The 23,538-nt window shown below is 65.6% G+C and carries 20 protein-coding genes and 1 pseudogene; 13 read left to right on the top strand and 8 right to left on the bottom strand.

Going from position 1 to position 23,538, the window contains the following annotated elements:
* The coding region (locus B7R93_RS10810) for a class II glutamine amidotransferase (RefSeq protein ID WP_232798333.1) at nucleotides 1-739 on the bottom strand (739 nt) is incomplete at its 3' end.
* Nucleotides 740-991: 252 nt separating this feature from the next.
* On the opposite strand from B7R93_RS10810, the gene B7R93_RS10805 reads away from it, so the two are divergent.
* The 3 genes from B7R93_RS10805 to B7R93_RS10795 all read left to right on the top strand — a co-directional run bounded on the left by B7R93_RS10805 (nucleotide 992) and on the right by B7R93_RS10795 (nucleotide 3,344).
* On the top strand, nucleotides 992-2,020 hold the full coding sequence (locus B7R93_RS10805; RefSeq protein WP_157942275.1) for a hypothetical protein: 1,029 nt from the start codon (nucleotides 992-994) through the stop codon (nucleotides 2,018-2,020).
* A gap of 119 nt (nucleotides 2,021-2,139) precedes the next feature.
* Nucleotides 2,140-2,577, top strand: coding sequence for a cupredoxin domain-containing protein (locus tag B7R93_RS10800; RefSeq protein ID WP_198598655.1), 438 nt, complete (start codon nucleotides 2,140-2,142; stop codon nucleotides 2,575-2,577).
* A 131-nt stretch (nucleotides 2,578-2,708) separates the two neighbouring features.
* Nucleotides 2,709-3,344 carry a hypothetical protein gene (locus B7R93_RS10795; RefSeq protein ID WP_103020781.1) on the top strand — a complete coding sequence of 212 codons (636 nt, stop codon included), beginning with the start codon at nucleotides 2,709-2,711 and terminating at the stop codon, nucleotides 3,342-3,344.
* Nucleotides 3,345-3,490: 146 nt separating this feature from the next.
* On the opposite strand, the gene B7R93_RS10790 is transcribed toward B7R93_RS10795, so the two are convergent.
* Together B7R93_RS10790 and lhgO are read right to left on the bottom strand one after the other, a co-directional pair.
* Nucleotides 3,491-4,051, bottom strand: coding sequence for a peroxidase-related enzyme (locus tag B7R93_RS10790; protein ID WP_103020780.1), 561 nt, complete (start codon nucleotides 4,049-4,051; stop codon nucleotides 3,491-3,493).
* 124 nt (nucleotides 4,052-4,175) lie between these two features.
* Entirely contained in the window at nucleotides 4,176-5,414 is a 1,239-nt protein-coding gene (lhgO, locus tag B7R93_RS10785) for an L-2-hydroxyglutarate oxidase (protein WP_103020779.1), read from the bottom strand.
* Between the two features lie 227 nt (nucleotides 5,415-5,641).
* Between lhgO and B7R93_RS10780 the strand changes: the two genes are divergently transcribed.
* The 5 genes from B7R93_RS10780 to B7R93_RS10760 all read left to right on the top strand — a co-directional run bounded on the left by B7R93_RS10780 (nucleotide 5,642) and on the right by B7R93_RS10760 (nucleotide 14,675).
* Entirely contained in the window at nucleotides 5,642-6,781 is a 1,140-nt protein-coding gene (locus B7R93_RS10780; RefSeq protein WP_103020778.1) for a glycoside hydrolase family 113, read from the top strand.
* 56 nt (nucleotides 6,782-6,837) lie between these two features.
* Complete coding sequence (locus B7R93_RS10775; protein ID WP_103020777.1) at nucleotides 6,838-7,731, top strand: 1,4-dihydroxy-2-naphthoyl-CoA synthase; 894 nt, start codon at nucleotides 6,838-6,840, stop codon at nucleotides 7,729-7,731.
* A 350-nt stretch (nucleotides 7,732-8,081) separates the two neighbouring features.
* Nucleotides 8,082-10,628, top strand: a complete 2,547-nt coding sequence (locus tag B7R93_RS10770; protein WP_232798332.1) for a S9 family peptidase — start codon at nucleotides 8,082-8,084, stop codon at nucleotides 10,626-10,628.
* Nucleotides 10,629-10,843: 215 nt separating this feature from the next.
* Nucleotides 10,844-12,589: a DEAD/DEAH box helicase gene (locus B7R93_RS10765; protein WP_103020775.1), complete on the top strand. Its 1,746-nt coding sequence runs from the start codon at nucleotides 10,844-10,846 to the stop codon at nucleotides 12,587-12,589.
* A gap of 274 nt (nucleotides 12,590-12,863) precedes the next feature.
* Complete coding sequence (locus tag B7R93_RS10760) at nucleotides 12,864-14,675, top strand: DUF2339 domain-containing protein (RefSeq protein ID WP_103020774.1); 1,812 nt, start codon at nucleotides 12,864-12,866, stop codon at nucleotides 14,673-14,675.
* Between the two features lie 408 nt (nucleotides 14,676-15,083).
* Here B7R93_RS10760 and B7R93_RS10755 read toward each other — a convergent pair whose 3' ends face one another.
* Both B7R93_RS10755 and B7R93_RS10750 read right to left on the bottom strand, forming a co-directional pair.
* Nucleotides 15,084-15,407 carry a DUF971 domain-containing protein gene (locus tag B7R93_RS10755; RefSeq protein ID WP_103020773.1) on the bottom strand — a complete coding sequence of 108 codons (324 nt, stop codon included), beginning with the start codon at nucleotides 15,405-15,407 and terminating at the stop codon, nucleotides 15,084-15,086.
* A 134-nt stretch (nucleotides 15,408-15,541) separates the two neighbouring features.
* On the bottom strand, nucleotides 15,542-16,207 hold the full coding sequence (locus tag B7R93_RS10750) for an RNA polymerase sigma factor (protein ID WP_013062898.1): 666 nt from the start codon (nucleotides 16,205-16,207) through the stop codon (nucleotides 15,542-15,544).
* A gap of 531 nt (nucleotides 16,208-16,738) precedes the next feature.
* Here B7R93_RS10750 and B7R93_RS10745 point away from each other — a divergent pair.
* A pseudogene (locus tag B7R93_RS10745) lies at nucleotides 16,739-16,906 on the top strand (isoaspartyl peptidase/L-asparaginase); the annotation flags it as partial.
* Nucleotides 16,907-16,994: 88 nt separating this feature from the next.
* Here B7R93_RS10745 and B7R93_RS10740 read toward each other — a convergent pair.
* Together B7R93_RS10740 and metK are read right to left on the bottom strand one after the other, a co-directional pair.
* On the bottom strand, nucleotides 16,995-17,249 hold the full coding sequence (locus tag B7R93_RS10740) for a hypothetical protein (protein WP_157942273.1): 255 nt from the start codon (nucleotides 17,247-17,249) through the stop codon (nucleotides 16,995-16,997).
* 366 nt (nucleotides 17,250-17,615) lie between these two features.
* Nucleotides 17,616-18,776, bottom strand: a complete 1,161-nt coding sequence (metK, locus tag B7R93_RS10735) for a methionine adenosyltransferase (RefSeq protein WP_103020771.1) — start codon at nucleotides 18,774-18,776, stop codon at nucleotides 17,616-17,618.
* Nucleotides 18,777-19,164: 388 nt separating this feature from the next.
* Between metK and B7R93_RS10730 the strand changes: the two genes are divergently transcribed.
* Together B7R93_RS10730 and fabF are read left to right on the top strand one after the other, a co-directional pair.
* Nucleotides 19,165-19,401 (top strand): acyl carrier protein, encoded by a 237-nt coding sequence (locus tag B7R93_RS10730; RefSeq protein ID WP_103020770.1) that lies wholly within the window; start codon nucleotides 19,165-19,167, stop codon nucleotides 19,399-19,401.
* A 140-nt stretch (nucleotides 19,402-19,541) separates the two neighbouring features.
* Complete coding sequence (gene fabF / locus B7R93_RS10725) at nucleotides 19,542-20,801, top strand: beta-ketoacyl-ACP synthase II (protein WP_103020769.1); 1,260 nt, start codon at nucleotides 19,542-19,544, stop codon at nucleotides 20,799-20,801.
* A 35-nt stretch (nucleotides 20,802-20,836) separates the two neighbouring features.
* Here the strand turns inward: fabF and B7R93_RS10720 are convergent, their stop codons facing one another.
* Nucleotides 20,837-21,127, bottom strand: a complete 291-nt coding sequence (locus B7R93_RS10720) for a DciA family protein (protein ID WP_103020768.1) — start codon at nucleotides 21,125-21,127, stop codon at nucleotides 20,837-20,839.
* Nucleotides 21,128-21,307: 180 nt separating this feature from the next.
* On the opposite strand from B7R93_RS10720, the gene B7R93_RS10715 reads away from it, so the two are divergent.
* Together B7R93_RS10715 and B7R93_RS10710 are read left to right on the top strand one after the other, a co-directional pair.
* Nucleotides 21,308-22,774, top strand: coding sequence for a TolC family protein (locus B7R93_RS10715; protein ID WP_232798330.1), 1,467 nt, complete (start codon nucleotides 21,308-21,310; stop codon nucleotides 22,772-22,774).
* 152 nt (nucleotides 22,775-22,926) lie between these two features.
* Complete coding sequence (locus B7R93_RS10710; protein WP_232798329.1) at nucleotides 22,927-23,532, top strand: MlaC/ttg2D family ABC transporter substrate-binding protein; 606 nt, start codon at nucleotides 22,927-22,929, stop codon at nucleotides 23,530-23,532.
* Nucleotides 23,533-23,538 lie beyond the last annotated feature (6 nt).

Below are 23,538 nucleotides of genomic sequence, written 5' to 3'. Positions count from 1 at the left end.
GGGGGGGGTCGGCGTGGTCGTCCCCACAGAGGGGACAGGCACGAACGCCGGACCGGTCGAGCGTCCAGAGGGTGCGGTTGAGGCGAGAGCCGGCCAGTGTGGTGCCGTCGGTCCACAGCAGATTCAGGGCCAGGATGTCTTCCAGCTCGTCGTGGGAAAGGGACTGTGTATCGGCGTCGGTGGGATCGGGCGTAGCGTTGGGGGCTTCGTGCTCCACCCACGACTGGATGCGTTGGAGGGCCTCCCGCGTGATCTCGTGGAGCGGCGCGTCCGGCGCCTCGTCTCGGAGTTGCAAGAGAAGGGCCAGGACGTGCTCACTGTCGGTATTCCCCCGAATGTATCGCTTTCGCTCGTCGGACAGCCGGTCGAGCAGATGGGGCCGGACGGCGTCGAAGGCTGGGATGTGGCCGTTGTGGATGAGAAGTGCCGAGCCGTGCCGAAACGGGTGGGTATTGGCGTGGGAGGGATCGCCGACCGTGGCCCGCCGGACGTGGGTCAGCACGGTGGTGCCCTCCGTCGTGAGGGCCTCTTTTCGGTACGACTCGCTCTCGGCAGCGGGCTCCACCTGTCGGAAGCAGGAGGTGGTGCCGCTGGTGACCTGGCCCATGCCCCAGCCGTGCGGGTTGGAGAGGCCACGAGCGTCGTGGCGGCTTTGTTGGATCATCGCGTTCTGGGCGTCGAGCAGCTCGCAGGCGGAGCGGGTCGGATGGGTGGCCTGAAGGCTGTAGAGGCGACACATGTGTGGGCGAGCGGGCGATTTTGCAGATGTGAATGTTTCCCTCCAGGCAACTGGGTTCGGCGGGGGAGGGAGGCGTTACGCCAAGAGCAAAGTTTCCAAGAAGAGGCCGCAGACGGGCGATGGAAATTGGGGGCCGTAACGATGATGGAACGGTCTCCTACAGAACAAACCGGAAGCAAAACGGGCGGCTCCGTGCTGCCAGTGCAGACACTGCGGCTTCTTTTCACTCCTTCACCAATCCCGCTACGACCCATGATTCGCACTTCATTGCCTACACGTTTCCTGCCTTTCTTTTCGAACGCCTCCCAGAGGAATGAGGGACGACGACTTCGAACGGGGCTTCTCGTGGTGGCGGCGGCCGTGCTTGCCGTCCTGCTCGCCAACACGACGCAGGCCCAGGACAAGAACATGAAAAAGATGCTGATGCAACTCCAGGAGATGAATCAGGCCGATGGCTACCTGGAGGCCCACCGGGACGTTGAGAATCCTCCCGAGCTGCTAGGCGGCCCCCTCTCGTTCGCCGTTGAGCAGAACAGCGGCGGTGTGCTCGTCGGGCTGCCGGACCAGCGCGAGCTCGACAGCGATGTCTTCGGGACCCCCGAGATGCCCCTCGCCTTCACCGGCACGCCGGGCGTGACGGGGGTGCCCGTTCCTTTCCGCGAGGTTGAAAACGGACAGTTTACGCAGCTCGACCGTCCCACGCCGTTTGGCAACAAGAGCACGGCCATGCCAAGCGGGTCCATGATGCTGAAAGCCCAGGACGTGACGGCCACCGACGCCGCCACGACGGAGGACCAGGTCAAATTCAAGGCCTCCTGGGAAGACAAGCAGGGCAACACCTACGCGGTGCGCTGCTGTGAAATGCTTTCCGCCGCCGGCCCCGAGTTCCCGACGTTCGGCGGCGTGGTGACCAACCACCTCCTCCACGGCTTCAGCGGCGTCGGGACGCCCTTGATGCCCACTGAATACACGTACGCTGCCTTCTGGGGCATGGGTGCGGTGCTGAAAAACGGCGAGGTCGTCGACAAGCCCCGCGTGGTCCACGGAATGCTCACCGAGTACGTCCGGACGGAGGGCTACGAGCTCGCGTCGGACAGCGAAGTGACGCCCACGCGCAAGCACTTCCACCTGATGGTCGCGCCGTTCATGCCTGTGAAGGGCGAGCACAAGTTCGAGCACAACAACGTAAGCACGGGCTTCCAGCTGCCCAATGGCAAGGAGCTTCCGTTCTGGCACGTGATGTTCGAGAACCTCAACATCGAGAGCCAGCGTGGCGAGTAACGATTGCGGGCACCGTGACACGAGGACGGTGCGTTCGGCCCCGGGCCCGAAGCACTCGGCCCGGGGCTCCGCCCTCGGTTGAGCGTTTTTCACTGACCCCTCCTGGAACTACTGTGTCGATGTCTTTGCTCTGGCCTACACGCATTGGTCGTCTTGCCCCTCAATTTCTCGGAAGTGCCGGGCTGCTCGTGCTCTGGATGGGAGCGCTTGCCACACCGGCCGTCGCCCAAACGAGTGAGGAGCCGGCCGTCACCATCGGGATGACGAACACCCTGTCCTTCACGAAAGACACAGTCCGCGTAGAGGTTGGGGAGACCGTGCGTTGGGAAAACAGCTCTGTCATTGTCCACACGGTCACGGCCGACTCCGAAGAGGCCACGATGGAGGAGAGCATGCGCCTTCCGGAGGGTGCGGCCCCGTTCCACTCGGGCAATCTTGCCCCGGACGAGACGTTCGAGTACACCTTCGAGACCCCGGGCCGGTACCGCTACTTCTGCGTGCCCCACGAGGCAGCCATGCGGGCGACCGTAATCGTGGAGCCGGCCGGAAAGGGATAGCACGAGGCATCGCGGCTTATGAGACGCGCCTCGCGACGATCTCTTCCCGTATCACCCACACGAATGTGCACAATGACCGTCGGCATTTGGTATAACGTCGGGTCGGTGCTCGAAACGCAGAACCGTCCCCGATGCGCCTCGGTCCAGGGCTGCCTGCCGGCATGGCGGCGCTCCTCATCCTGCTGTCCGTCGTTGCCGTCTCGATTCTCGTAACACGGATTGCCACGCGGGCGCTGATGCTTACAGGCCTGTCGAGAGAGACCGCCCGTTTTCAAGCCCGGTCCATCATTACGGGGACTGGTTTCACGACCGACGAGGCCGAGCACGTGGTCAACCACCCCGTGCGGCGCCGCATCACGCTGACGCTGATGCTGGTCGGAAATGCGGGCCTCGTCACGGCCCTTTCTACGTTCGTCCTGTCGTTTACGAGCACTGGCACCCCCGCAGAAGTGCTTCAGCGCGGGCTCGTACTGGCCGCGGGGCTCGGCGTGCTGGCGTACCTTGCCCTCAGCGACCGGGTGGACCGCTGCCTCTCACTCCTGATCGAGTGGGTGCTCGACCGGGCCGTCGGCTTCCAGGGCCGAGGGGCTCATCGTGCGAACCATCGAGCGGCCGGACGGCACGACAGACTACGCGCCGGGGGCCGACGACTGCATTTCGGCCGACGGCGCGATCATCATATATGGCCATCATGTATGGCCCCGAGGGCTCAATCGCGCAGCTCTGTGCCCAGCTCCGGTGTGAGTTTGACCCGGAGCAGGCAATAGACTCGGCGTAGGGCGGTGGACGGTTGAACGGCAGGGAGCCGTGGTGCCTTCGGAAGGGACGACGAACAGTGCTTCTCATTCCGGAATTGCTCCGACGTCGGGCCATCGTGGGGCACGGCCGGCAATCCGCCGTTCGCCGCCTCCAGTCAGTAGTTGTAGCCGGTGGCTTCGTCCTCGGTCGCCGCCACGCCGAGGCTGTTCGTGATGCGATTCACAAAGTTGAAGTACGAGGTCACGAGTACGATGTCGAGCACGGCGCGGTCGGACCAGCCGGCGTCGCGCAGGGTGTGCACGTCGGCCTCGGTCATGTCTCCGGGAGCGGTCGTCAACTTCTCAGCCACCGCGCACGCCGTTCGAAGCTGATCGTTGAGGTCGTCGAGCGCGGCATAGTCGTCGGCCAGCCGTTGTACGCGAGCTTCGTCTTGCCAGTAGGCCTGGAGGGCCTCCGCGTGGTGCCGCACGCAGTAGTCGCATTCGTTGGCGGCGGAGACGACGACGGCGATCGCCTCGCGGTCGGCCCGGCTCAGCGGCGAGGAGCCGAACAACACGGCGTCGTAGAGGTCGAGGTGCTCCTTCAATGCCGCGGGGTTCTGGCTGTGCACCGTCAGGACGTTGGACACCTTGCCACGCGTTTCGGCAATCGTGTCGTAGAGGGCCTTCAGGTCGCCGGTGGCATCCTCCGGCTCGATGACGTCGATCCAGGCCATGTCTTTTCTGGGGGGACGGGGAAGGGAAGAAACGAATGGGGACAGGTGCGTCCTGGGGCGGCTCGTGCAGTTACAGCCCATGCACCGCCGTGCGGGGCCGGGGGCCCTGGGGGGCGGTAGGTGGTCAGCCCTCGTCTGGGACGGCGGCCGAGGCCTGCAGGTCCGACAGCCGGTCGGCCAGGTGATTCTCGACGATCAGGGCCCCGATGTTGAGGGCCGAGGTGGCGGCGGGGGAGGCGGCGTTGATCACGTTGACGACGCGGTCCGTCTCGCGGATGAGGAAGTCGTCGACGAGGGTGCCGTCGCGCCGGAGCGCCTGGGCCCGCACGCCGGCCCACGGGGCGGTAAAGTCGTCCAGCTGCACTTCCGGAATGAGATTGCGGGCCGCCCGCAGGTAGATCCGCTTGCTCATCGACTGCAGCAGCTCGCGGAGGCCCTTCTGCCAGTGCCGGGCGGACAGCTTTTGAAAGCCCGGATAGGTGAGAATCTCCCGCAGCTCTGCCCAGTCGATGTCCGTGAGGCCGTACCCCTCCCGCGCGAACGCCAGGACGGCGGTCGGCCCGCACTCCAGGCGCCCGTCGACCGTGGGGGTGAAGTGGACGCCGAGAAACGGAAAGGCCGGGTCGGGCACCGGATAGACGAGGCGCTGGCAGAGGGAGCGTCGCTCCGGCACGAGTTCGTAGTACTCGCCGCGGAACGGCACGATCTTCGTGTTCAGGTCCTGGCCGCTCATCGCGGCGATGCGGTCGGCGTAGAGGCCGGCACAGTTGACGGTGTGCCGGGCCTGCACGGCGCCGGTCGGGGTCTCTATGGTGACGTGGCTCGGTGTCACGTGCAGGTCGCGGACCGCCGCTCCGGTGCGGACCGAGTGCCCCTGTTCTTTCACGCGGGTGGCCAAGGCCTTGGCCACGGCCTCGTAGTCGACGATGCCGGCCGCCGGCACGCGGAGCCCCGCTACGCCCCGGACGTGCGGCTCCAGCTCGTGCAGGCGCTCCGGGCCGATGCGGGTGCAGTCCACCTGGTTCTGGCGGCCCTTGGCCTCGATCCGCTCCAGCTCGGGCACCTCACTCTCGTCGGTGGCCACGACGACTTTGCCGCACATCTCGTAGTCGACGCCCTCCCGCTCGCAAAAGTCAATGAGGGCGCGCTTGCCGGTCCGGCAGTTCTCCGCCTTCAGCGAGCCGGGCTCGTAGAAGATGCCCGAGTGAATGACCCCGGAGTTGTGGCTCGTCTGATGGGCCGCTACCCGATCCTCTTTCTCCAGGATGACGACCGAAGTGTCAGAATACTGCTCGGTGAGGCGATAGGCCGTGGCGAGGCCGACAATTCCCCCCCCGATAATTGCAACGTCGTAGGTTGGCATACGGCAACGGACAATGCAGTGAGAAGACCGTGAGCAGCAGCCTCAAAAAGCCTTGAGGATGTACATCTCAAAGTACAAAGACTCAGCGAACGGAAAAGTGCGTGGCACCCCGGGAAGATTGACTGAAGACCTGTCGGGAGAGGGGCCGCACATCTGAGGCCGAGCAGGCAACACCCGAGCCTGCGGAGAGTTTAGGCGGCGCATTCTCGAACGAGCGCCTCCATTCCATGCGCCGGCCCCTCCACTGCTTGTGTCTTGCAACCGGGCTTGCCCTCGGCGTGCTTCTCGTCGCGGGGGCCGGGTGTGGGGACACGACGGGGGCGTCGCCGGCGGCTGCCGACACGCGTCCGGACGCGAAGCCCATCTTCGACGTGCGCTCCGTGACGCTGGACGCCCGCACCCGCCCCGACTCCAGCTTGCTCGTACGGCTCCGCGACCTCGGGGTGACGCACCTGACCCTGGTCGCGTTTGGGTGGCAGAAGGCCCCCGACAGCCCCACCGTTCGGGCCGACACGGGCGACGGCTGGTACAGCGAGTCGCACCGCGGCATCCGCACCCTCGCCCGCCAGGCCGATGCGCTGGGCATGGGCGTGATCTTGAAGCCGCACCTCTGGGTGGGCGGGTACGACGAGACGCAGGACCGCAGCACCATTGGCTTCGAGTCCGACGCGCGCTGGCGCGAGTGGGAGGCCAACTATCGCCGCTTCCTCCTGCTCTACGCCCGCCTCGCCGCGGAGGTCGACGCCGACGCGCTCGTACTGGGGACCGAGCTGACCCGGGCGGCCACCGAGCGTCCCCACTTCTGGCGCGGCCTGGCCGACTCGGTGCGTGCTGTCTACGACGGCAAGTTGACCTACGCCGCCAACTGGCACGAGGCGTACGAGCGCATCCAGTTCTGGGACGCGCTCGATTACGTCGGCGTGCAGGCCTACTTCCCGCTCACGGAGGCTGAGGACCCGTCGCTCGCCGCGCTTCAGGAAGGCTGGCGCCCGCACCGGGCGGCCCTCGCCAAAATTCACGAGCGAACCGGTCGTCCTATCCTCCTGACGGAGATTGGCTACCGGAGCGCCGTGGGGGCCGCGGCGGCCCCGTGGGAGTGGCCGGAGCGCGACGATGAGGCTGTGCCCGACTCTGCGCTCCAGGCCCGTTGCTACCGCGCCTTCCTGTCCACGGTGGGCCGCGCGCCCTGGCTGGCGGGCGGCGTCATCTGGAAGTGGCACCCGCCGGGCGAGGTGGAGGGGCCAACCGCGTTCACTCCCCAGGCCAAGCCCGCCGAAGACGTCCTGCGGCGCTGGTTCACGGGTGCAACTGCGGACTCGGGCCGCACTGCCTCACCAGCGGGGGGCTCGCCGGGCACGGCACAGTGAGATTCGGGGCTCACGGCCTACACGATCGATTTTCCACGCCACAGTCCGAACGCACGATGGTCTCCACGCTCTTTGATCCCGACGCCTGGACGCCCGTCGACGGGGTTGACTTCGACGACGTGACCTACCACCGGTCGGTGGACCACGGCACGGTCCGCATCGCGTTCGACCGGCCCGAGGTGCTCAACGCCTTCCGCCCGCCGACGGTGGACGAGCTCTACCAGGCGCTCGACCACGCTCGACGGAGCGCCGATGTGGGCTGCGTGCTCCTCACCGGCAATGGCCCCTCTGAAACACACGGCAAGTGGGCGTTCTCCTCCGGCGGCGACCAGCGCATCCGCGGCCAAGACGGGTACCAGTACGAGGACGAAGAGGGAGAGCCCGATGAGAACCGACCGGGCCGATTGCACATCCTGGAGGTGCAGCGCCTCATCCGCTTTATGCCCAAGGTGGTGGTTGCCGTGGTGCCGGGGTGGGCCGTGGGCGGGGGGCACAGTCTGCACGTGATCTGCGACCTCACGCTTGCCAGCGCCGAGCACGCCACGTTCAAGCAGACCGACCCCGACGTGGCCAGCTTTGACGGCGGCTTCGGCTCGGCGTTGCTGGCGCGGCAGGTGGGGCAGAAGAAGGCACGCGAGATCTTCTTCCTCGGCAAGAACTACTCCGCGGAAGAGGCGGTGGAGATGGGCATGGCGAATGAGGCGGTGCCGCACGAGGAGCTGGAGGCGACGGCGCTGGAGTGGGCCGAGGCCATCAACGGCAAGAGCCCCACGGCCATCCGCATGCTCAAGTACGCCTTCAACGCGGTGGACGACGGAATGGTGGGGCAGCAGGTCTTTGCGGGGGAGGCCACGCGCCTCGCCTACAGGACCGACGAGGCGCAGGAGGGCCGCGACGCGTTCCTCGAAGGCCGCGACCCGGACTGGAGCGACGTGCCCTGGCACTACTGAGAACGAGTCGGGCACGAGGGGAGGGGTGCGCGATGGCGCTACCGTGCGTCATGACTGTTGGGGTGTGGGGGGCTGGAAGCTGATTCAACTCGTGGGCCATTGGTGCGGACTGACTCGTCCCGTAATGCGATTGATGGAGGATGTACGCTGGCAGTTGCATTCTGGGAGAGCTCTGATATAAATTACGCCTGGCCTGTGGCCCGTATCTCTTCTCGCAGCTTCTCTTCAGTTCTGTGTTGTTGTCGATGCACCTTTCGTTCATCCGGAGTTTCCTCGTGTCTCGTCACTCGTCGCCTCGTTCACTCACGTGCCCGCTGCTTCTCGTCGGCGCGGCGTTGACCGTTGTGCTTATGGTACGACCCGCGGCGCCCGCGTTTGGGCAGGGGGCCGGCGACGACGAGGCCCGCGTCGGCGGCCCGGGGGCGGCCAACTACGAGCTGGCCGAGCGCTTCGCGCCGTACAAGGTCGAGGAGAAAGCCTACGACCTGTCCGTCGACCCGCAGTGGATTGAGGGCACCGAGGGGTTCTGGTACGACTTTGAGACCGCCGAGGGCACGCGCTACTGGATCGTCGACCCCGAGGACGGTACGCAGCGTGAGCTCTTCGACCGTGAGCGCCTGGCGTCCGAGCTCACGCGCATTACGCAGGACCCGTGGGACGCCAAACACCTGCCCATCGAGAACATCCGGTTCGTCGGCGAGAATACCCTTCAGTTCGACGTGACCTCCTCTCAGGAGGTAGAGGACGAGGAGGCGGGCGAGGTGGAGGAGGAGCAACAGAAGCAGGACGTGGAGGACGCGGGGAGCGGAGAGGAGACCGAGCAGAAGGTGTTTCACTTCGAGTACGACGTCACGACCCAGACGCTCCGCGAGCTCGAAGACTACGAGGAGCCGGACGACCATCCGGGCTGGGCCAACGTGTCCCCCGACGGCGAGACGGTCGTCTTCGCCCGCGACTACGACCTCTGGGCGATGGACGGGGAGGCGTACGCGAAGGTGCTCGATGCACGCCGTGGCGAAGACGGCGAGGACGCGGAGGAGGCCGTCGAGGCCCTTGATCTCGACGAGACGCGCCTCACCGAGGACGGGGAGAAGTACTACAGCTACGCGGCCAACAACGACGGGCGCGGCACGACCGACCAGGAGAAGCAGGAGGAGCGGGGCGAGCGCAAGGCCGTCGACATCTCGTGGGCAAAAGACTCCCGCCGCTTTGCGCTCGTCCGGTCGGACCTGCGCGAGGTGGAGGAGCTGTGGGTCGTCCACTCGACCGGCAACGAGCGCCCCGAACTGGAAACCTTTAAGTACCCGATGCCCGGCGAGGACAGCGTCGGGCGCGATGAGCTCTGGATCTACGACCTGGAGGCGCGGGAGAAGACCCAGGTTGCGGACACGAGCTGGGCCGACCAGAGCCTTTCGGTGATCGACGACCGACAGTTTCGCTACCCCGGCTCCGAGGCGCCCCGCCGCCGCGTGTGGCTCTCCGATGGGTCCGATGAGCTCTGGTACGAGCGCCAGAGCCGCGACCGCACGAAGGCGGACCTGCGCGTGGCCGACGCCGAGACGGGCGAGGTGACACGGACCGTCGTGGAGGAGCGATTCAACACGTACTTCCACACGCAACGCCCGGAGCTGCTGTCGAATGGCGATGCGCTCTGGCTCTCCGAGCGGGACGGATGGTCGCACCTCTACCGGTACGGGCCCGACGGCACGGTGGAGGCACAGCTCACCGAGGGCGACTGGCACGTCGACGCGGTGGAGGCGGTCGACGAGGACGAGGGCGTCGTCTACGCCACGGGCAACGGACGGGAGGACGAGGAGGACCCGTACTACGACCACCTCTACCGGGTCCAGCTCGACGGATCGGGCGTTGAGTTGGTGAATCCTGGCGACGCCGACCACAGCGTGGCCATGAACGAGTCGGGCCGGTTCTTCGTGGATAACCACAGCCGCGTGAATACGACGCCCCAGGCCGTCCTCCGCACCGCCGAGGGGGAGGTGGTGACGGAGCTGCAGACGGCCGACCTGAGCGGCTTGGAGGAGGCGGGCTGGCAGATGCCGGAGCCCTTCGAGGTGACGGCGGCCGATGGGGTGACCGACCTCTACGGCGTCATGTACAAGCCGTTCGACTTTGATCCGGAGAAGGAGTATCCGGTCATCACCTACGTCTATCCGGGGCCGCAGACGGAGGCAGTGCCGAAGGCCTTCGGCCCGGGCGGGGACGAGGTGGGGCTGGCCCAGCTGGGCTTCATTGTGGTGGTGGCGGGGCACCGCGGCGGCCATCCCGACCGCTCGCGGTGGTACCACACCTACGGCTACGGCAACCTGCGGGACTATCCGCTCGCGGACAAGAAGGCCACAATCGAGCAGCTCGCGGCCCGTCACGACTTCATCGACGGGGACCGGGTCGGCATCTACGGGCACTCCGGCGGTGGCTTCTTGACGACGGCGTCCCTGCTCCAGTACCCGGACGTGTTTGACGTGGGGGTGGCTTCCTCCGGCAACCACGAGAACAACGTGTACAACCGCTGGTGGTCGGAGACGCACCACGGCGTGGAGCCGACCGAAAATGACTCCGGGGAGGTCTCCTACGACATCTCCGTCGGTACGAATTCAGAGCTTGCTGGCAATCTGGAGGGAGACCTTCTGCTGACGACCGGCACAATCGACAACAACGTACACCCGGCCAATACCTACCGGATGGCCAAGGCGTTAATCGAGGCCGGCAAACGCTTCGACCTCTTCGTCTTTCCCGGCCAGCGGCACGGATACGGCAGCATGAGCGATTACTGGTTCTGGCTTCGGGCGGAGTACTTCGCCGAGCATCTGCTGAACGACGACCGGGAGCGCCCAAACGTACGGTCCCTCCAGCAAGAGGCACCGGCCAGTGAGCGTCCCTGATGCCCAAGCTCGAGAGGGGGGAGCCCGAAGAGGGCCGAGTGCCCAGTACGGTTACGCCGGCCGTCACGCCCTGCGGGAGCGGCATGGGATCTGTGTGTAATCCCGGTGCTTCTGCTTTCGCCTCCACCGTACGACCCCTACCTTCAACAAGCGCTCTTCCGGGGGGGCTCCCCCCGGCCGCCGCCCCGCAGTCCCTGTTGTTTCGCAGTTCTCCTATGCCTGTACCCACCGTCGACGCCGCCAGCCTGCCCGGCCTCGACCCCGCCGACGATTTCTCGTTTCGCGACGGCCAACTCGCCTTCCTCACCAAGCTCGCGGAGGCGTACCAGGAGGGCCGCACCGATCACCTCGGTGTCTTCGTCCCCGGCTACGGCAAGACGCTGACCGCCCTCGCCTCCTTTGCCGTGGCGCGGGCCATGGGCGTGAGCGACAAGCTCGTCGTGTTTGTGCCGCGGAGCAACCTGCAGGAGCAGTACGCCGACGCCGACGAGATGGCGCGCATGCTCCGCTGGATAGGGGCCCCGCGCATGCCCTTTTGCGTGGCCGACGCGGACCGCGTGTTCGTCAAAAACCCGACGATCCCCATCGTCATCGCCACCTACCAGTACGCCTGTGGGCAGTCGGGCAACCGCGACCTGCAGCGCTATTGCAGTCAGGGCTCGCCGCTCTTCGTGCTGGATGAGATTCACCACCTGCCGGAGGAGGGCACCTGGTCGCAGGCCGTGGGGCGCCTGCCGTACGACTCGCTCATCGGCCTCTCCGGCACGCCCCTTCGCAGCGACGGACAGCCCCTCTTCGGCGTGCCGCACGACGTGGTGACGGGCAACGACGGCCAGGAACGGCTCCACTACCGCGCCCTCCACGAGGTGAGCCTGCGCGACGCCCACGCCGAGGGCCACATCCTGAAGCGCATCGAGGCACACGTGATCGACTACACCATCACAATGGTGGAGGAGGACACCGGGGAGGAGGTCGAGGTCTCGCTTGGCGAGCTCAGAGACGAGGTGGGACGGGATACGTCGCACCTCGACCGCTACTTTGCCCGCCGGAGCCTCCGCTTCCACGACGTCTACCTCGACACGCTGCTCGGCCCCGCGGTGGGGCGCCTCCAAAAAAAACGGGCTGGTCAGATTGGTGCCGGGGAGGAGCGCAACCACCAGATGCTCGTCACCTGCATGAGCAACCGCCATGCCGCCGACGTGCTCGACTTCATGGAGCGGCGCTACGGCTGGCTCAATGCCACCCGCATCGGGCAGGACGTGCCCCGCGACGAGCGGGAGGCGCGCCTGGCGGCCTACCGCAACGGCGAGGTGGACGTGATGGTGCAGGTCGACATGATCGGCGAGGGCACCGACATCAAGACGATTAGCGTCATTGCCAAGCTCGACCTGGTGAGCGCCCGCTCCAAGACGCTACAGCAGATCTTTCGGGGGATGCGCTACTACGACGCGTGGGAGGAGGACGCCAACGTGTGCGACGTGTTCACGTCCGGCGACCTGGGCCTGTCCGAGACGCTCGCCTGGATGACGCGGGAGGTGCAAGAGGGGCTCCGGCGCCGGACGGAAGAGGGCACGTCGCCCGAAAAGACCGAGCCGACCGACGACCGCTCCGAGTGGGCCCTGACGGGCGTCAATGAGGGGGAAATTGAGACCCACCGGCTGGAGCTGGAAGACAACGGGCGGGACTCCAACCTCCAGGTGCAGCGCCAGCCCTTCCAAGAGCCGGACGCCGACACGCTTGACCTTTCGGCGCAGGAGGAAGAGCTCCGCCAGGAGTGCTCGGCGCTGGCGACGCAGGTCGCCCACGCCCTCGAAAGCCGGGGCATAGACGTTCACATCCGGGACGTGCACGCGAAGGCGAAGGAGCGTTTCCACAAAGCGCAGTCGGACATGAGCTTGAAGCTGTTGAAGCGCAAGAAGAAATGGCTGCAGCGCTGCCTCCGCAGTCGACGACTGGTGTAGCGTCCGGAAGGGGCTCGTAAGGGCCCCACTGCCTCGACACTTGTCCTGCGGAGAGCAGGCATTGAAAATGAAACTCGCCTGTCTGATCTTGGAGTGCTGTCTGGTACGTTGATGAGCCGCGGGCACCAGAACGTCCGCCCAGCAGCTTCTGAGTCCCCGGGTCAACACGCTCGCCCGAAGTGGACCCACGGGACGATGGCTTGGCCGAACGCTGCGTGGCAGTCGGAAGGGAGCAGAGAAGAAACGAGTGTAGCCGCCGCTTTCAACGGATCCGATGACCGGTTCAGACGCCGCATCCGCAGACCAAGAGGAAGACGCCTCCGACCTCCACGCCCGCGTAGAGCGTTTGGAGGCGTCTCTCGACGCCCTTCGTGCCGAGGTAGCACAGCTTCGCTCCGCGGTGTCCGATCCGGCGGACGGTGCGTCTGTGACGTCGAGTCCCCCAGCACCGGTGCGTGAGGAGTCTCCTCACACGTCTCGCCGGGAGGAGGCGGGCCCAGTAATGCGCCTGCTCACTTCGTTCGCGTCGTGGGTCGATTTTCGGAGCGAAGACTGGCTGAACTACGTGGGTGTGGGGCTGCTGCTCTTCGGGGTCGCCTTTCTGTTCAAGTACTCCGTCGATCAGGGCTGGCTGGTGCCGGCAGTGCGGGTTGGGATCGGGGCCGCACTGGGAAGCGCATTGCTCGGCGCAGGGCTGCGGGTCTACGGCTCGCGGCGTCGGCTCCGACAGGTGCTCCTGGGGGGCAGTAGCGCTGCCTTCTACGCCACGATCTTCGCGGCCTATCAGCTGTACGGGCTCCTCGGCTACCCGATCGCCTTTGCGAGCATGGGCGCGGTGACGGTGGTCACCATTGTGCTCGCCGTTCGGCAGGACGCCCCGAGCCTCGCCATCATTGGCACAGTGGGGGGGCTTGGCACGCCGTTTCTGATTGCCGGGCAGGTCGACAGCATGACCGGGCTGGCCGTCTACACCTGCGTGGTATTGGCGGGGGCGTGCGTGATCGTGCTGTCACGAGGCTGGACGTCACTCCTGTACACAGCGGTCGCCGGCGGCTGGCTCGTGCTGGGCGTGACCGCCTTCTGGACGGGGATCGGAGGGAGGCTCCCGCCCGATGCGTGGGCGCTGCAAGGGGGCATCGGCGTCGCGTGGATGCTGCTGGCGGTCACCCCGGTACTGGGGCGGCTCGCGTCGGGCGAGGGGGACACGCAGGAGGAGAGCCACTGGGGCGCGTGGATCAAGGGGCCGAATACTGTTCCGTACAGCCTGGTTGCCGGGCCCCCACTGTTTGCTCTCGTGAGTTCGCAGCTTCTGTGGGGGGCGTCGGGCCTTGTGTGGGGGGTGGTCGCTGGGGGCGGAGCGGGCCTCTACGCCGGGGGCGTCGTGGGCCTTTGGCGGCAGGAGCTTCGGCGCAGCGCCATCGTGCATGGGATGGTGGCCGCGGTGCTGCTGGCGTACAGCGGAAGCGAGATCCTCGGCGATGGCACCATGCTCGTGGCCTGGGGGGTAGAGGGGCTTTTGCTCATGGCGTTGGCTCGTCGCCTTGAGGCGGCCCCGTTTCGCCGCACCGCACACGGCCTCTTCGCGGTGCTTGCGGCTGTTCTCGCGGATCGGATTGCGACCGTAGCGCCCGACGCCACACCTGTTGTCCGGGCGGCGGCGCTTAGTGAAGTGGTTGCGCTGGGGCTCGTGGCCGGGGCGGCCTGGTTTGTGCGTCGGGACGGGGTCCGCTGGGCCTACGGGGGCGTCGTAGTGGCCGGGTGGCTCGCGTGGTGGCTGGGAGAATTTGCGCCGGCGGCGCAGGGGCAGGCGTACGTTTCGACGGTCTGGGGAGGCACCGCCGCGATCCTTCTCGTGGCGGGAGCCTGGCGGCGGCAGTCGTTCCTCCGGATCGGCGGCCTCCTCACCCTCGTCCTCTTCGTTGGAAAACTGTTTCTCGTCGACCTCGCGTCGCTCTCGGCCCTCTGGCGAATCGGGCTCTTTCTCGGGTCCGGGGGAGGCTTCCTCGTCCTCAGCTACGTGCTCCCGGGACGTCTGTTGGACGGATGGGCCAGCGCGACGTCCGCATCAACATCCGAGGGCGAATAAGGAGCAGCGCCGTCAGATCAACACACAAACGTTCTCTCGGCGCACGAAGTGAGCTCCATTGTCGCTCTAGATCCGATCTGGGGCCCGTCCGATTGGGCCGAGAGGTCGTCGTCGAGTGTGGAGTCGGCCCTGCGTTCAGATCGAAGCGACGACAGATCGAAGCGACGACGGGGTTGACAGCACGGTCTGTTTCTCTGGTCTTAACATGAACAGACGAAAAGAATATCCCTTTCGCCCCTGTCACACGGCTCGAATCCACGCTTCCCCATCATGAACCCTTCCCCATCATGAACCGCCGCGTAACGCGTCAAATCCTCATCGCGCTTGGGGTGTTCGCCGGGATCGTTCTTCTGTTCGTGCTGATCGCACAGTTCACTGGATAGTGGGGCTCCAGCAAAAAACGTGTGGCTACGCCTCCGGAGGCTGCAGGCCCCAGAGCCGATCCCATCGGAAGATGCCCGCGTTGTGCCCGTCGTCCCACGTGATGCGGATGCCGACGCTCCCGGCGGGCTCGATGTCGAGATTCGTCCATTGCGGGTCGGCGTCGGCCGGCTCCGCGTCGGGGGCGGGCGGGTCGATTTCGTCGATCGCATCGCCCTGGCACTCGGCGCAGGGGCAGGCGGCCCGAAGCCGAGGGAGGGGAAACACCGACGTGTGTCCGTTCGCCCAGTCCACCGTGAGGGTTTGGGCGTTCGTGTCCACCTGAAGCCGGCGCGGCTGGGAAGAGGCCATCGGACAACGGACCGAGCGGAAGAACAACGACGAGATCCCTTCACAAAAACGCCGGATCCCCGCAGGAATCCGGCGCAGCGTTGTTCAGTGTGTACGACAAGGCAGTCTCGTGGGGCGTCGGATTTGAGACGGACCTACTCTTCTTCCTGGAACGGGTACACGTCCTGGAGCAGTGCCTGCAGCTTCGTCCGCCCGCGGTTGATGCGGCTCTTGACGGTTCCCATGGGCAGCCCCGTGATCTCTGCAATCTCGTCGTACGCGAGCTGCTGGATGTCGCGCAGCACCACGACCTCGCGGAAGGCCGGTGGAATTTCGTTCATGGCCTCCTGGATGTAGTGGTCCTGGATGGTGCTTTCCGCGTGCTTGTCCGGCGAGAAGGACTCGTCCGGAATTTCCATCTCGTACTCCTCGTTGTCGCGGTTGACGGACTGGATCGACTGCATGCGCCGCCGCTTTCGCTTCCGGTACTCGGAGCGGGCAAGGTTCCCGGCAATGGTGTAGAGCCACGTCGAGAACTTGGCAATGCGCCGGTAGGAGTGACGATTCCGATGAACGCGCAGAAACGTCTCCTGCAGAAGGTCCTCGCACCGCTTTTTGTCGCCCAAAAAGCGATAGAGATACTGCATCAGGCGGTCGGAGTACCGTTCCACGAGGATGTTGAACGCCTCCACGGTGCCAGCCTGGAATTGCGACATGAGGTCCTCGTCGCTCATTTCCTGGAGGGCCTCATGCTGATTGAACGCGTTCTTGTCCTTCGAGGCGGTTTTTTTGGTGACGACTTCTGCCTTGTCCTTCGCCATGTATGTGGGGGTGTGTTCTGTGTGCGGGAATGCCGAACGTCAAGAAACGACGTCTGCAGAAAACAGTGTGGGAAAAATTCTGCCAAGTCGCAAGCGTAAAATGCCACAAATCAGGCACATAGCCGCGTGTTCCCCAACGTGAGGCGTTGGGACATTATTGTGCGGCAAAATGCGGTCCAGGCAGTGGCTTTTTGGGAAGCAGCCCCTAATATTGTATGAAGGAAATGCAACTTTCGTCATAACGGCAGAAGCAAGTCGGGGTCAACGGGGCAGGTCCGACGATTCGTCGGGCAAAACGGCAGATATCGAGTGGTGATTCTCCGCGCTGGTCCACTCATTGTGATTGTGTCTTACAAATCTTCCAATCCCCACATCCCTCATTCACCCCCATGTGTGATCTGCCGGTGCGAATTCACAGTGCGTTTTTCCTTGCGGCGGTGCTTTTTGGTTGGGCGTGTGTGATGCCCGTTACGGCACGGGGCCAGGGGGGACCGTCCTCCGAGACGGCACTGGTCATTCACGGCGGCGCAGCGCACGATCGACGAGATTGAGGCGCTCGGCGGGGTGGGGGGCGTCATTGCACTTGATCGAAACGGGGCCATCGCCACGCCCTTCAGTACCGGGGGCATGTTCCGGGCCTACGTTGATCCGGACGGCAACGCGGCGGTCCGGATCTTTGAGACGGCGCCCGAGGAGTAGTCTCCTCCCATTTGAGGGGCGCTCCCAGGTGCCGATTGGGTTTTCTGCGGGGCCGCGCCCCGTCGGGAAGGGAGCCCTGAAAGAGGTTCTACAGCACTGACGCGGAGAGAGTGCCGCCTGCGGTCGCCGGATCAAGGTCGGCCCGGAGGCCGTCGAGGCCCACCTCAAAGTTCTCGCTGCGAAGCACGGAGCCCCCGACCTCGGTGGCGTCTCCATCACTGGCGTCCTCGACGGGCACAACCGAAATCTCATCGCTGGTCACCAGGGCCGTCCCAATGTCGTCGGGGACATTTTGCATTGCGAAAAACGCACTCAATGATGGGTTCGTCGAGGGGCTGCTCATGATCGGCGACCCCGTGCCGTCTCCCGCGTCCGTTACTGACCCGGTCGAACCGCATCCCACAGCGAACAGAAGTCCGAAAGTGGAGAGAACAATGAGTGTCAGAAACGAGCGACGTCTCAGGGGGGGGCTGTTGCTATGACCAAGTGAGTGCCGGGGGCGACATCGATCGTCCACTCGGCGCAAGAGAGGTCGGTGCAATGCGGGCAGTGAGCGAGGACACCCGGGAGGGGGGACAGGCAAAAAAGTGAGGGGCACACAAAGGTAAGTGTCTTGCGCCAGGGACGGCCACACGAAACAAGAAATGCCCTCGCCGCCGAGTGGGCGACGAGGGCGTGGGGGCACGACGCAGAATGGCACCGAGTTTGGCTACGGGGTGACCTTGGGGGCGTCTCGCTTCAGGGCCTCCACGTGCGTGAGCTCCTCCCAGGGGAACGGGGGGCGTCCGAAGTGCCCATACGCGGCGGTCTCCTGGTAGCGGGGCTTCAGGAGGTTGAGCCGGTCGATGATGGACGAGGGGGACAGGTCGAAGTGCTTCCGGACGATCTCGCACAACTCGGGGTCGGGCAGGACGCCGGTGCCGTTCGTCGACACGTCGATCGACACGGGCTCGGCCACGCCGATGGCGTAGGCAATCTGCACCTCGGCCTCGTCGCAGAGCTCCGCCGCGACGAGGTTCTTGGCGACGTGGCGGGCCGCGTAGGTAGCGCTCCGGTCCACCTTCGACGGGTCCTTTCCGCTAAAGGCCCCGCCGCCGTGTGCGCCCTTGCCGCCGTAGGTGTCCACGATGATCTTGCGGCCCGTGAGGCCCGTGTCCCCATGCGGCCCCCCGGTAACGAATCGGCCCGTCGGGTTGACGTGGAGGATCAGGTCGTCGTCCAGAAGGCCGGTGGGAAGAGCGCGGGGGAGCAGGATGTCGCGCACGTCCTTCCGAATCTTTTTCTGGGATACCCCTTCGTCGTGCTGCGTGGAGACGACAACGGTGTGCACCCGTCGCGGGGTCATGCGGTCTTCCTCGTACTCGATGGTCACCTGGCTTTTCGAGTCGGGCCGCAGGTAGGGCATCTTGTCCGTCTCCTTGCGGATGTGGGCAAGCTCCTGCACGAGCCGGTGTGAGAACGTGATGGGCATGGGCATCAACTCTTCGGTCTCCCGGCACGCGTAGCCGAACATAAGGCCCTGATCCCCGGCGCCCTGCTCGTCGCCGCCGTCCACCCCCTGGCTGATGTCGCCGCTCTGTTCGTGGAGGCTGCTGATGACCCCACAAGAGTCGGCGTCGAATCGAATCTGGGGGTCGGTGTATCCGATGTCTCGAATGACGTCTCGGGCAATCTCCCGCGGCTCCACGTGGGCCTGAGACGTGATCTCGCCGCTGAGCACGACGAGCCCGGACGTGACGAGCGTCTCGACGGCCACCCGGCTGCTCCGGTCTTCGGCCAGGTGCGCATCGAGGATGGCGTCCGAAATCTGATCGGCGATCTTATCGGGGTGGCCCTCCGAGACCGACTCGGAGGTGAAGAGGTAAGCCATGAACAACAATCGGTCCGTGAGAAAAATGCACCGCCTGGAAAACGGCTCCGCTCCGAGGGAGGAGCAAACGACTACGCCCAAAGCAGAGGTCGAAGGAAAGTTTCGAAAACTGACCGATAACATTAGGTCCTGAAGGGATAATTGCCAACGTCGGATCGTGAAGATCCTCCAGTGCAGCCCACAGAGGGACCGTACGAGTGCGAAGCTTGCATCAAACGTTGCTTCTCCACGGGCCCCATTGTAGTTTAGCGTGGCTGAATATCTCCTGCCCCAGCAAGCCCAGTTTCAACTGGGGCTTGCGCCTTCTCAGTGAAGGTATGCGTTCTCTTGGGGCGGCGGGCCACCCGTTCACTCACTTGCCTACTTCTCACCAACGACACTGCCAATCATGGCCAGCGACATCGAAGAGACGGTCAAGTCGATTGTTGTCGACAAACTGGGCGTCGACGAAGCCGACGTGGCGTCGGACGCTTCTTTTACGAACGACCTGGGCGCGGACTCGCTCGACACCGTCGAGCTCATCATGGAATTTGAGAAAGAGTTTGACCTCACCATCCCGGACGAGGAGGCCGAGGAGATTGCGACGGTCGGTGATGCCGTAGGATACCTTGAAGAGAAGGCGTAGTTCTTCCGCTCCTGCGTTCCGGCGGGTGCCGGCCCAACAGGGCTGGACGACTCGCCGGGCGTTTGTATGTGAGGGCACTGGGCCGAACCGGGCGTGGGCCGCGTACTCTATATCCTTGGGCAGCCACACCTACACAAAGCATGGCAGGCACGTCACGTCGCGTCGTCGTTACTGGCATGGGGGCGCTTACCCCCCTTGGGCTTTCGGTGGATGAGTACTGGGACGGGCTCGTGGCGGGGACCAGTGGCGCCGCCACAATCGAGTCCTTCGACCCGGAAGGCCTCCGGGTGACCTTTGCCTGTGAGCTCGACGGCTTTGATCCGGAAGACCACCTCCCTGCCAAGCAGGCCCGGCGCGTCGATCCGTTCAGCCAGTACGCCCTCGTCACGGCCGATCAGGCAGTGAAAGATGCTGGCCTCGATCCCGAGGCGATGGCCCAGGACGAAAAAGACCGCATCGGGGTCGTCTACGGCACCGGCATTGGGGGCATCAAGACCTTCCGGGACCAAGCCGAAGAGTTCATCGAGGGGGGTGAGAAGCGCACGTCGCCCTTCTTCATCCCGACCCTCATCCCCGACATCGCGGCCGGCCAGATCGCGATGGCGCACGGCTTTCGGGGGCCGAACCATGCGATGGTGTCGGCCTGTGCCACGGGCAACCACAACATCGGCGACGCCTGTCGCATGATTCAGGAGGGGGACATGGACGCCGCCCTCTGTGGCGGAACCGATGCCTGCGTGACGCGGCTCGGCATCGCGGGCTTTGCGAGCATGCGGGCCCTCTCGACGCGCAACGACGACCCGGCGCGGGCCTCGCGCCCGTTCGAGGCCCATCGGGATGGCTTCGTGATGGGGGAAGGGGCCGGTGCGCTCTTCATCGAGACCCTGGAGCGGGCCAGGGCCCGTGGGGCCCACATCTACGCGGAGATCGAAGGCATCGGCATGTCCGCCGACGCCCATCACCTGACGGCGCCCGACCCGGAGGGCGGCGGTGTGTGCCTCGCGCTCAACCGCGCCCTCGACAACGCCGGCCTTGCCCCAACCGATGTCGACTACATCAATGCCCACGGCACGTCGACCCCCCTCGGCGACGAGGCCGAGACGCAGGCCCTCAAGAAGGTGTTCGACGACCACGCGTACGACCTGAACGTGTCCTCCACGAAAAGCATGACGGGGCATCTCCTCGGTGCCGCGGGGGCCATCGAGGCCATCGCGACCATCCAGGCGCTCCGACACGACGTGGTGCCGCCGACGATTAACTTTGAGGAGGCCGACCCGGCGTGTGACCTGGACTACACGTTTAACGAAGCGGAAGAGCGGCCCGTGAACGTAGCCCTGTCCAATGCCTTCGGGTTCGGCGGGCACAACACATCCCTGGCCCTGCGCGCCTACGACGAGTAGCGGCCACGCCCCCCACGCCGTTACCGGAAGACGATTTACCGGAACACGATCTCGTCGACCAGCTCCGCCTCGAGCGCCCCGTTGAGACGCTCGCGCCACTTGCGCCGGTTCATGTGCAACTCCTGGCGCCAGGCGGCCGAGGTGATCTTCACGTACAGCGTCGAGTCCTTCATCCAGGCCGACTCGGTCACGCTATTGATCTTGTCGCCCGCAAGGTGTGCCCACGTCTCGACGACACGGGCCTCGTCGACCTCCTCCTGAACGCCAAGCTCGTCGATGACGTCCTCAAGAACGTCTCCGAGGGAACGGGGGCCGTCGGCAGACATGGGGGATCGTGGGCAATAATCAGGGGGAGTGGCGGGTTTCTACCCCTTACGCCGGATGCTCCAGCGTGTGCCGGGGGCGAGGGCCCGTTGCCTTCCGTTGGTGGCGGGCGGCCCTGGTGGCGTGGAAGATGTCGTCTACATGCTCGGTGCTCTCCCGCTTGCAAGCCTGGTCTCTCCAGAATGACTGCACCTTCCCTCGTTCGTCTGCTTGGGGCCGTCGTCCTCACTGCGGTCCTGCTCGGGGCCGGACTGGCCGCTGCTCAGCCCGGAGCCCCTGTCCCCATGGACACCGTGCAGGTCGACCTCACGGAGACGATCCTCCGTGCCCTCGAAGAAAGCCCGGAGGTTGATCAGCGCCGGGCCCAGAAGCAGTTCGCGACGGCCCGAAGCGAGGAAGCACAGGCGAACCGGTTTCTGACCGACGTGTCCATAAACACGGCACACTCACTCGCACCGGGACTGGACAATGTGCCCGATGGGATCGCGGGAGACGAGCTGTACCTACAGCCGGGGGTCACCAACGACTGGTCGCCCCGGGCGCTTCGCCCGTTCAGCCGGTTTGAGATTGCGGTGCAGCAGCCCCTTTGGACGTGGGGCGAGCTGTCCGGCTCCATCAGCGCGGCGCGGCGCGGGGTGGACGTGGAGGCGGCCCGCGTGGAGCAGAAAGCCCTGGAGGTGGCCGTCCGGGCGGGCGAAACGTACTATGGATTGCTGCTCACGAAGGCCCTCGACCGGCTCGCCGACCGGACCCAAGAGGTCATCGACCGGGCCAAGCGAGAGATCAACCGCTTGCTCGACGAGGGCGATGAGGGGGTGAGCCAGTCGGATCTCTTTCAGACACGCCTGACCGAGGAGGAGACGAGGCGCCGCGCCGTCGAGGTTGAGCAGAATCGGAAGACGGCCCGCTCGGCCCTGCGGCGCCAGTTGTTTCTGTCGGACCGGGTGCGGGTGCAGCCGAAGGCCGACGAGTTGCGGCCCCTTTCGTTCGCCATCCATCCCGATTCGCTCGACCACTACACGCAGCGCGCCCTGCAGAACCGCCCGGAGGTGCAGCAGGCCGAGGCGGGCGTGAAGGCGCGCCGCGCACTTGTGGACGTGGCCCGGTCCGAGTACTACCCCAAGGTGGGACTGCGGGCCACCCTCTCGCAGAGCGTCACGCTGCCGGAGCGTCCCAACCCCGACAATGCCTTCATCGGCGACTCATTTATGGGCACGGGCACACGCACCGGCATCGGCGTCCAGCAGAACCTCAACTTCGGCCAGACGCGTGCGCAGGTCGAGCAGGCGAAGGCCGAGCTCAACGCGGTGCAGTACCAGCGCACCGCGGCCGAGCAGCTCGTGCGCTTCGAGGTGGAAGAGGCCTACCGCTCGCTCCTTACGGCGCAGGCCGCCGTCGAGTCTCGCGACCGCTCCACCACGATTGCCGGCGAGTGGCTCCGGACCGAGCAGGTCAACTTCGACCTTGACCTCGGCGACACGGAGGACCTAATCAAGGCCGTACGGGCGGATTTGGAGGCGCGGGCACAGTACCTCCGGGCGGTGCGGCAGTACAACGGTGCCGTGCTCGACCTTCTGCGCGCCACCGGGACGCTTGCGGACCGCGCCCGGAGCGGTACGCTTCTTGATGCCGTGGATGGCCAAGAATAGCCGGGCCCGGATTGACACACGGGACGCGCGGTGCCGCCCCGGAAACGCACCTGATTGGCCCCGCGGCCCGAACACACGCCGGCCCCCGACGAACAGCTCTGCTCATTATCGACGCTACGCCCATGACTTGTCTTCGCCCATTCCTCTCCGCCATGCTTGCCGCACTTCTGCTTCTGAGCGGAGGGGGGTCGACCGCGTTCGGGCAGGGAGAAAGCGCCACAGCAGCCGAGATCCGGCAAATGCTGGAAAACCGAGACCAGCACATCAAGTCCATTCTCGGCGAGACGGACGACTACAGCGCCGAGCAGCGTGCCCAGTTGAAGGAGCTGGTCAACGGCGTGATCGACTTTCGGGTGATGAGCCAGCGCGCCCTCGGGCCGCACTGGGCGGACCTGAGCACGGACCAGCGAGGGGAGTTCGTCTCCGTCTTCCGCGAGGTAGTGCGCGCGCAGTCCATGAGCGACCTCGGGGTGTACAATTCTGCGGTCACCTACGACCAGATTGACGTACAGCGCGACAGTGCCTTCGTGCGCACCCAAACGAGGTATGAGGGGCGCACCACGCCCGTCGAGTACGTGCTAGAGCGCCGCGAGGATGAGTGGCGGGCCGAAGACATCATCATCGACGGGGTGAGCACCGTGGAGGGCTACGCCCGCTCGTTTCAGACGGTCGTTCGGACGCGGGGCTTCGATTCCCTGATGAAGAGTCTCCGCAAGAAGCGGGACGAGGTTACGTCGGGGGCTGGAGGGGGGCGCTAGCCGTCA

Source organism: Salinibacter altiplanensis, assembly GCF_002894645.1.
GTDB classification, from domain to species: domain Bacteria; phylum Bacteroidota; class Rhodothermia; order Rhodothermales; family Salinibacteraceae; genus Salinibacter; species Salinibacter altiplanensis.
Note: the sequence above shows the minus strand (reverse complement) of the source record. Positions and strands in the feature narration are given on the sequence as shown.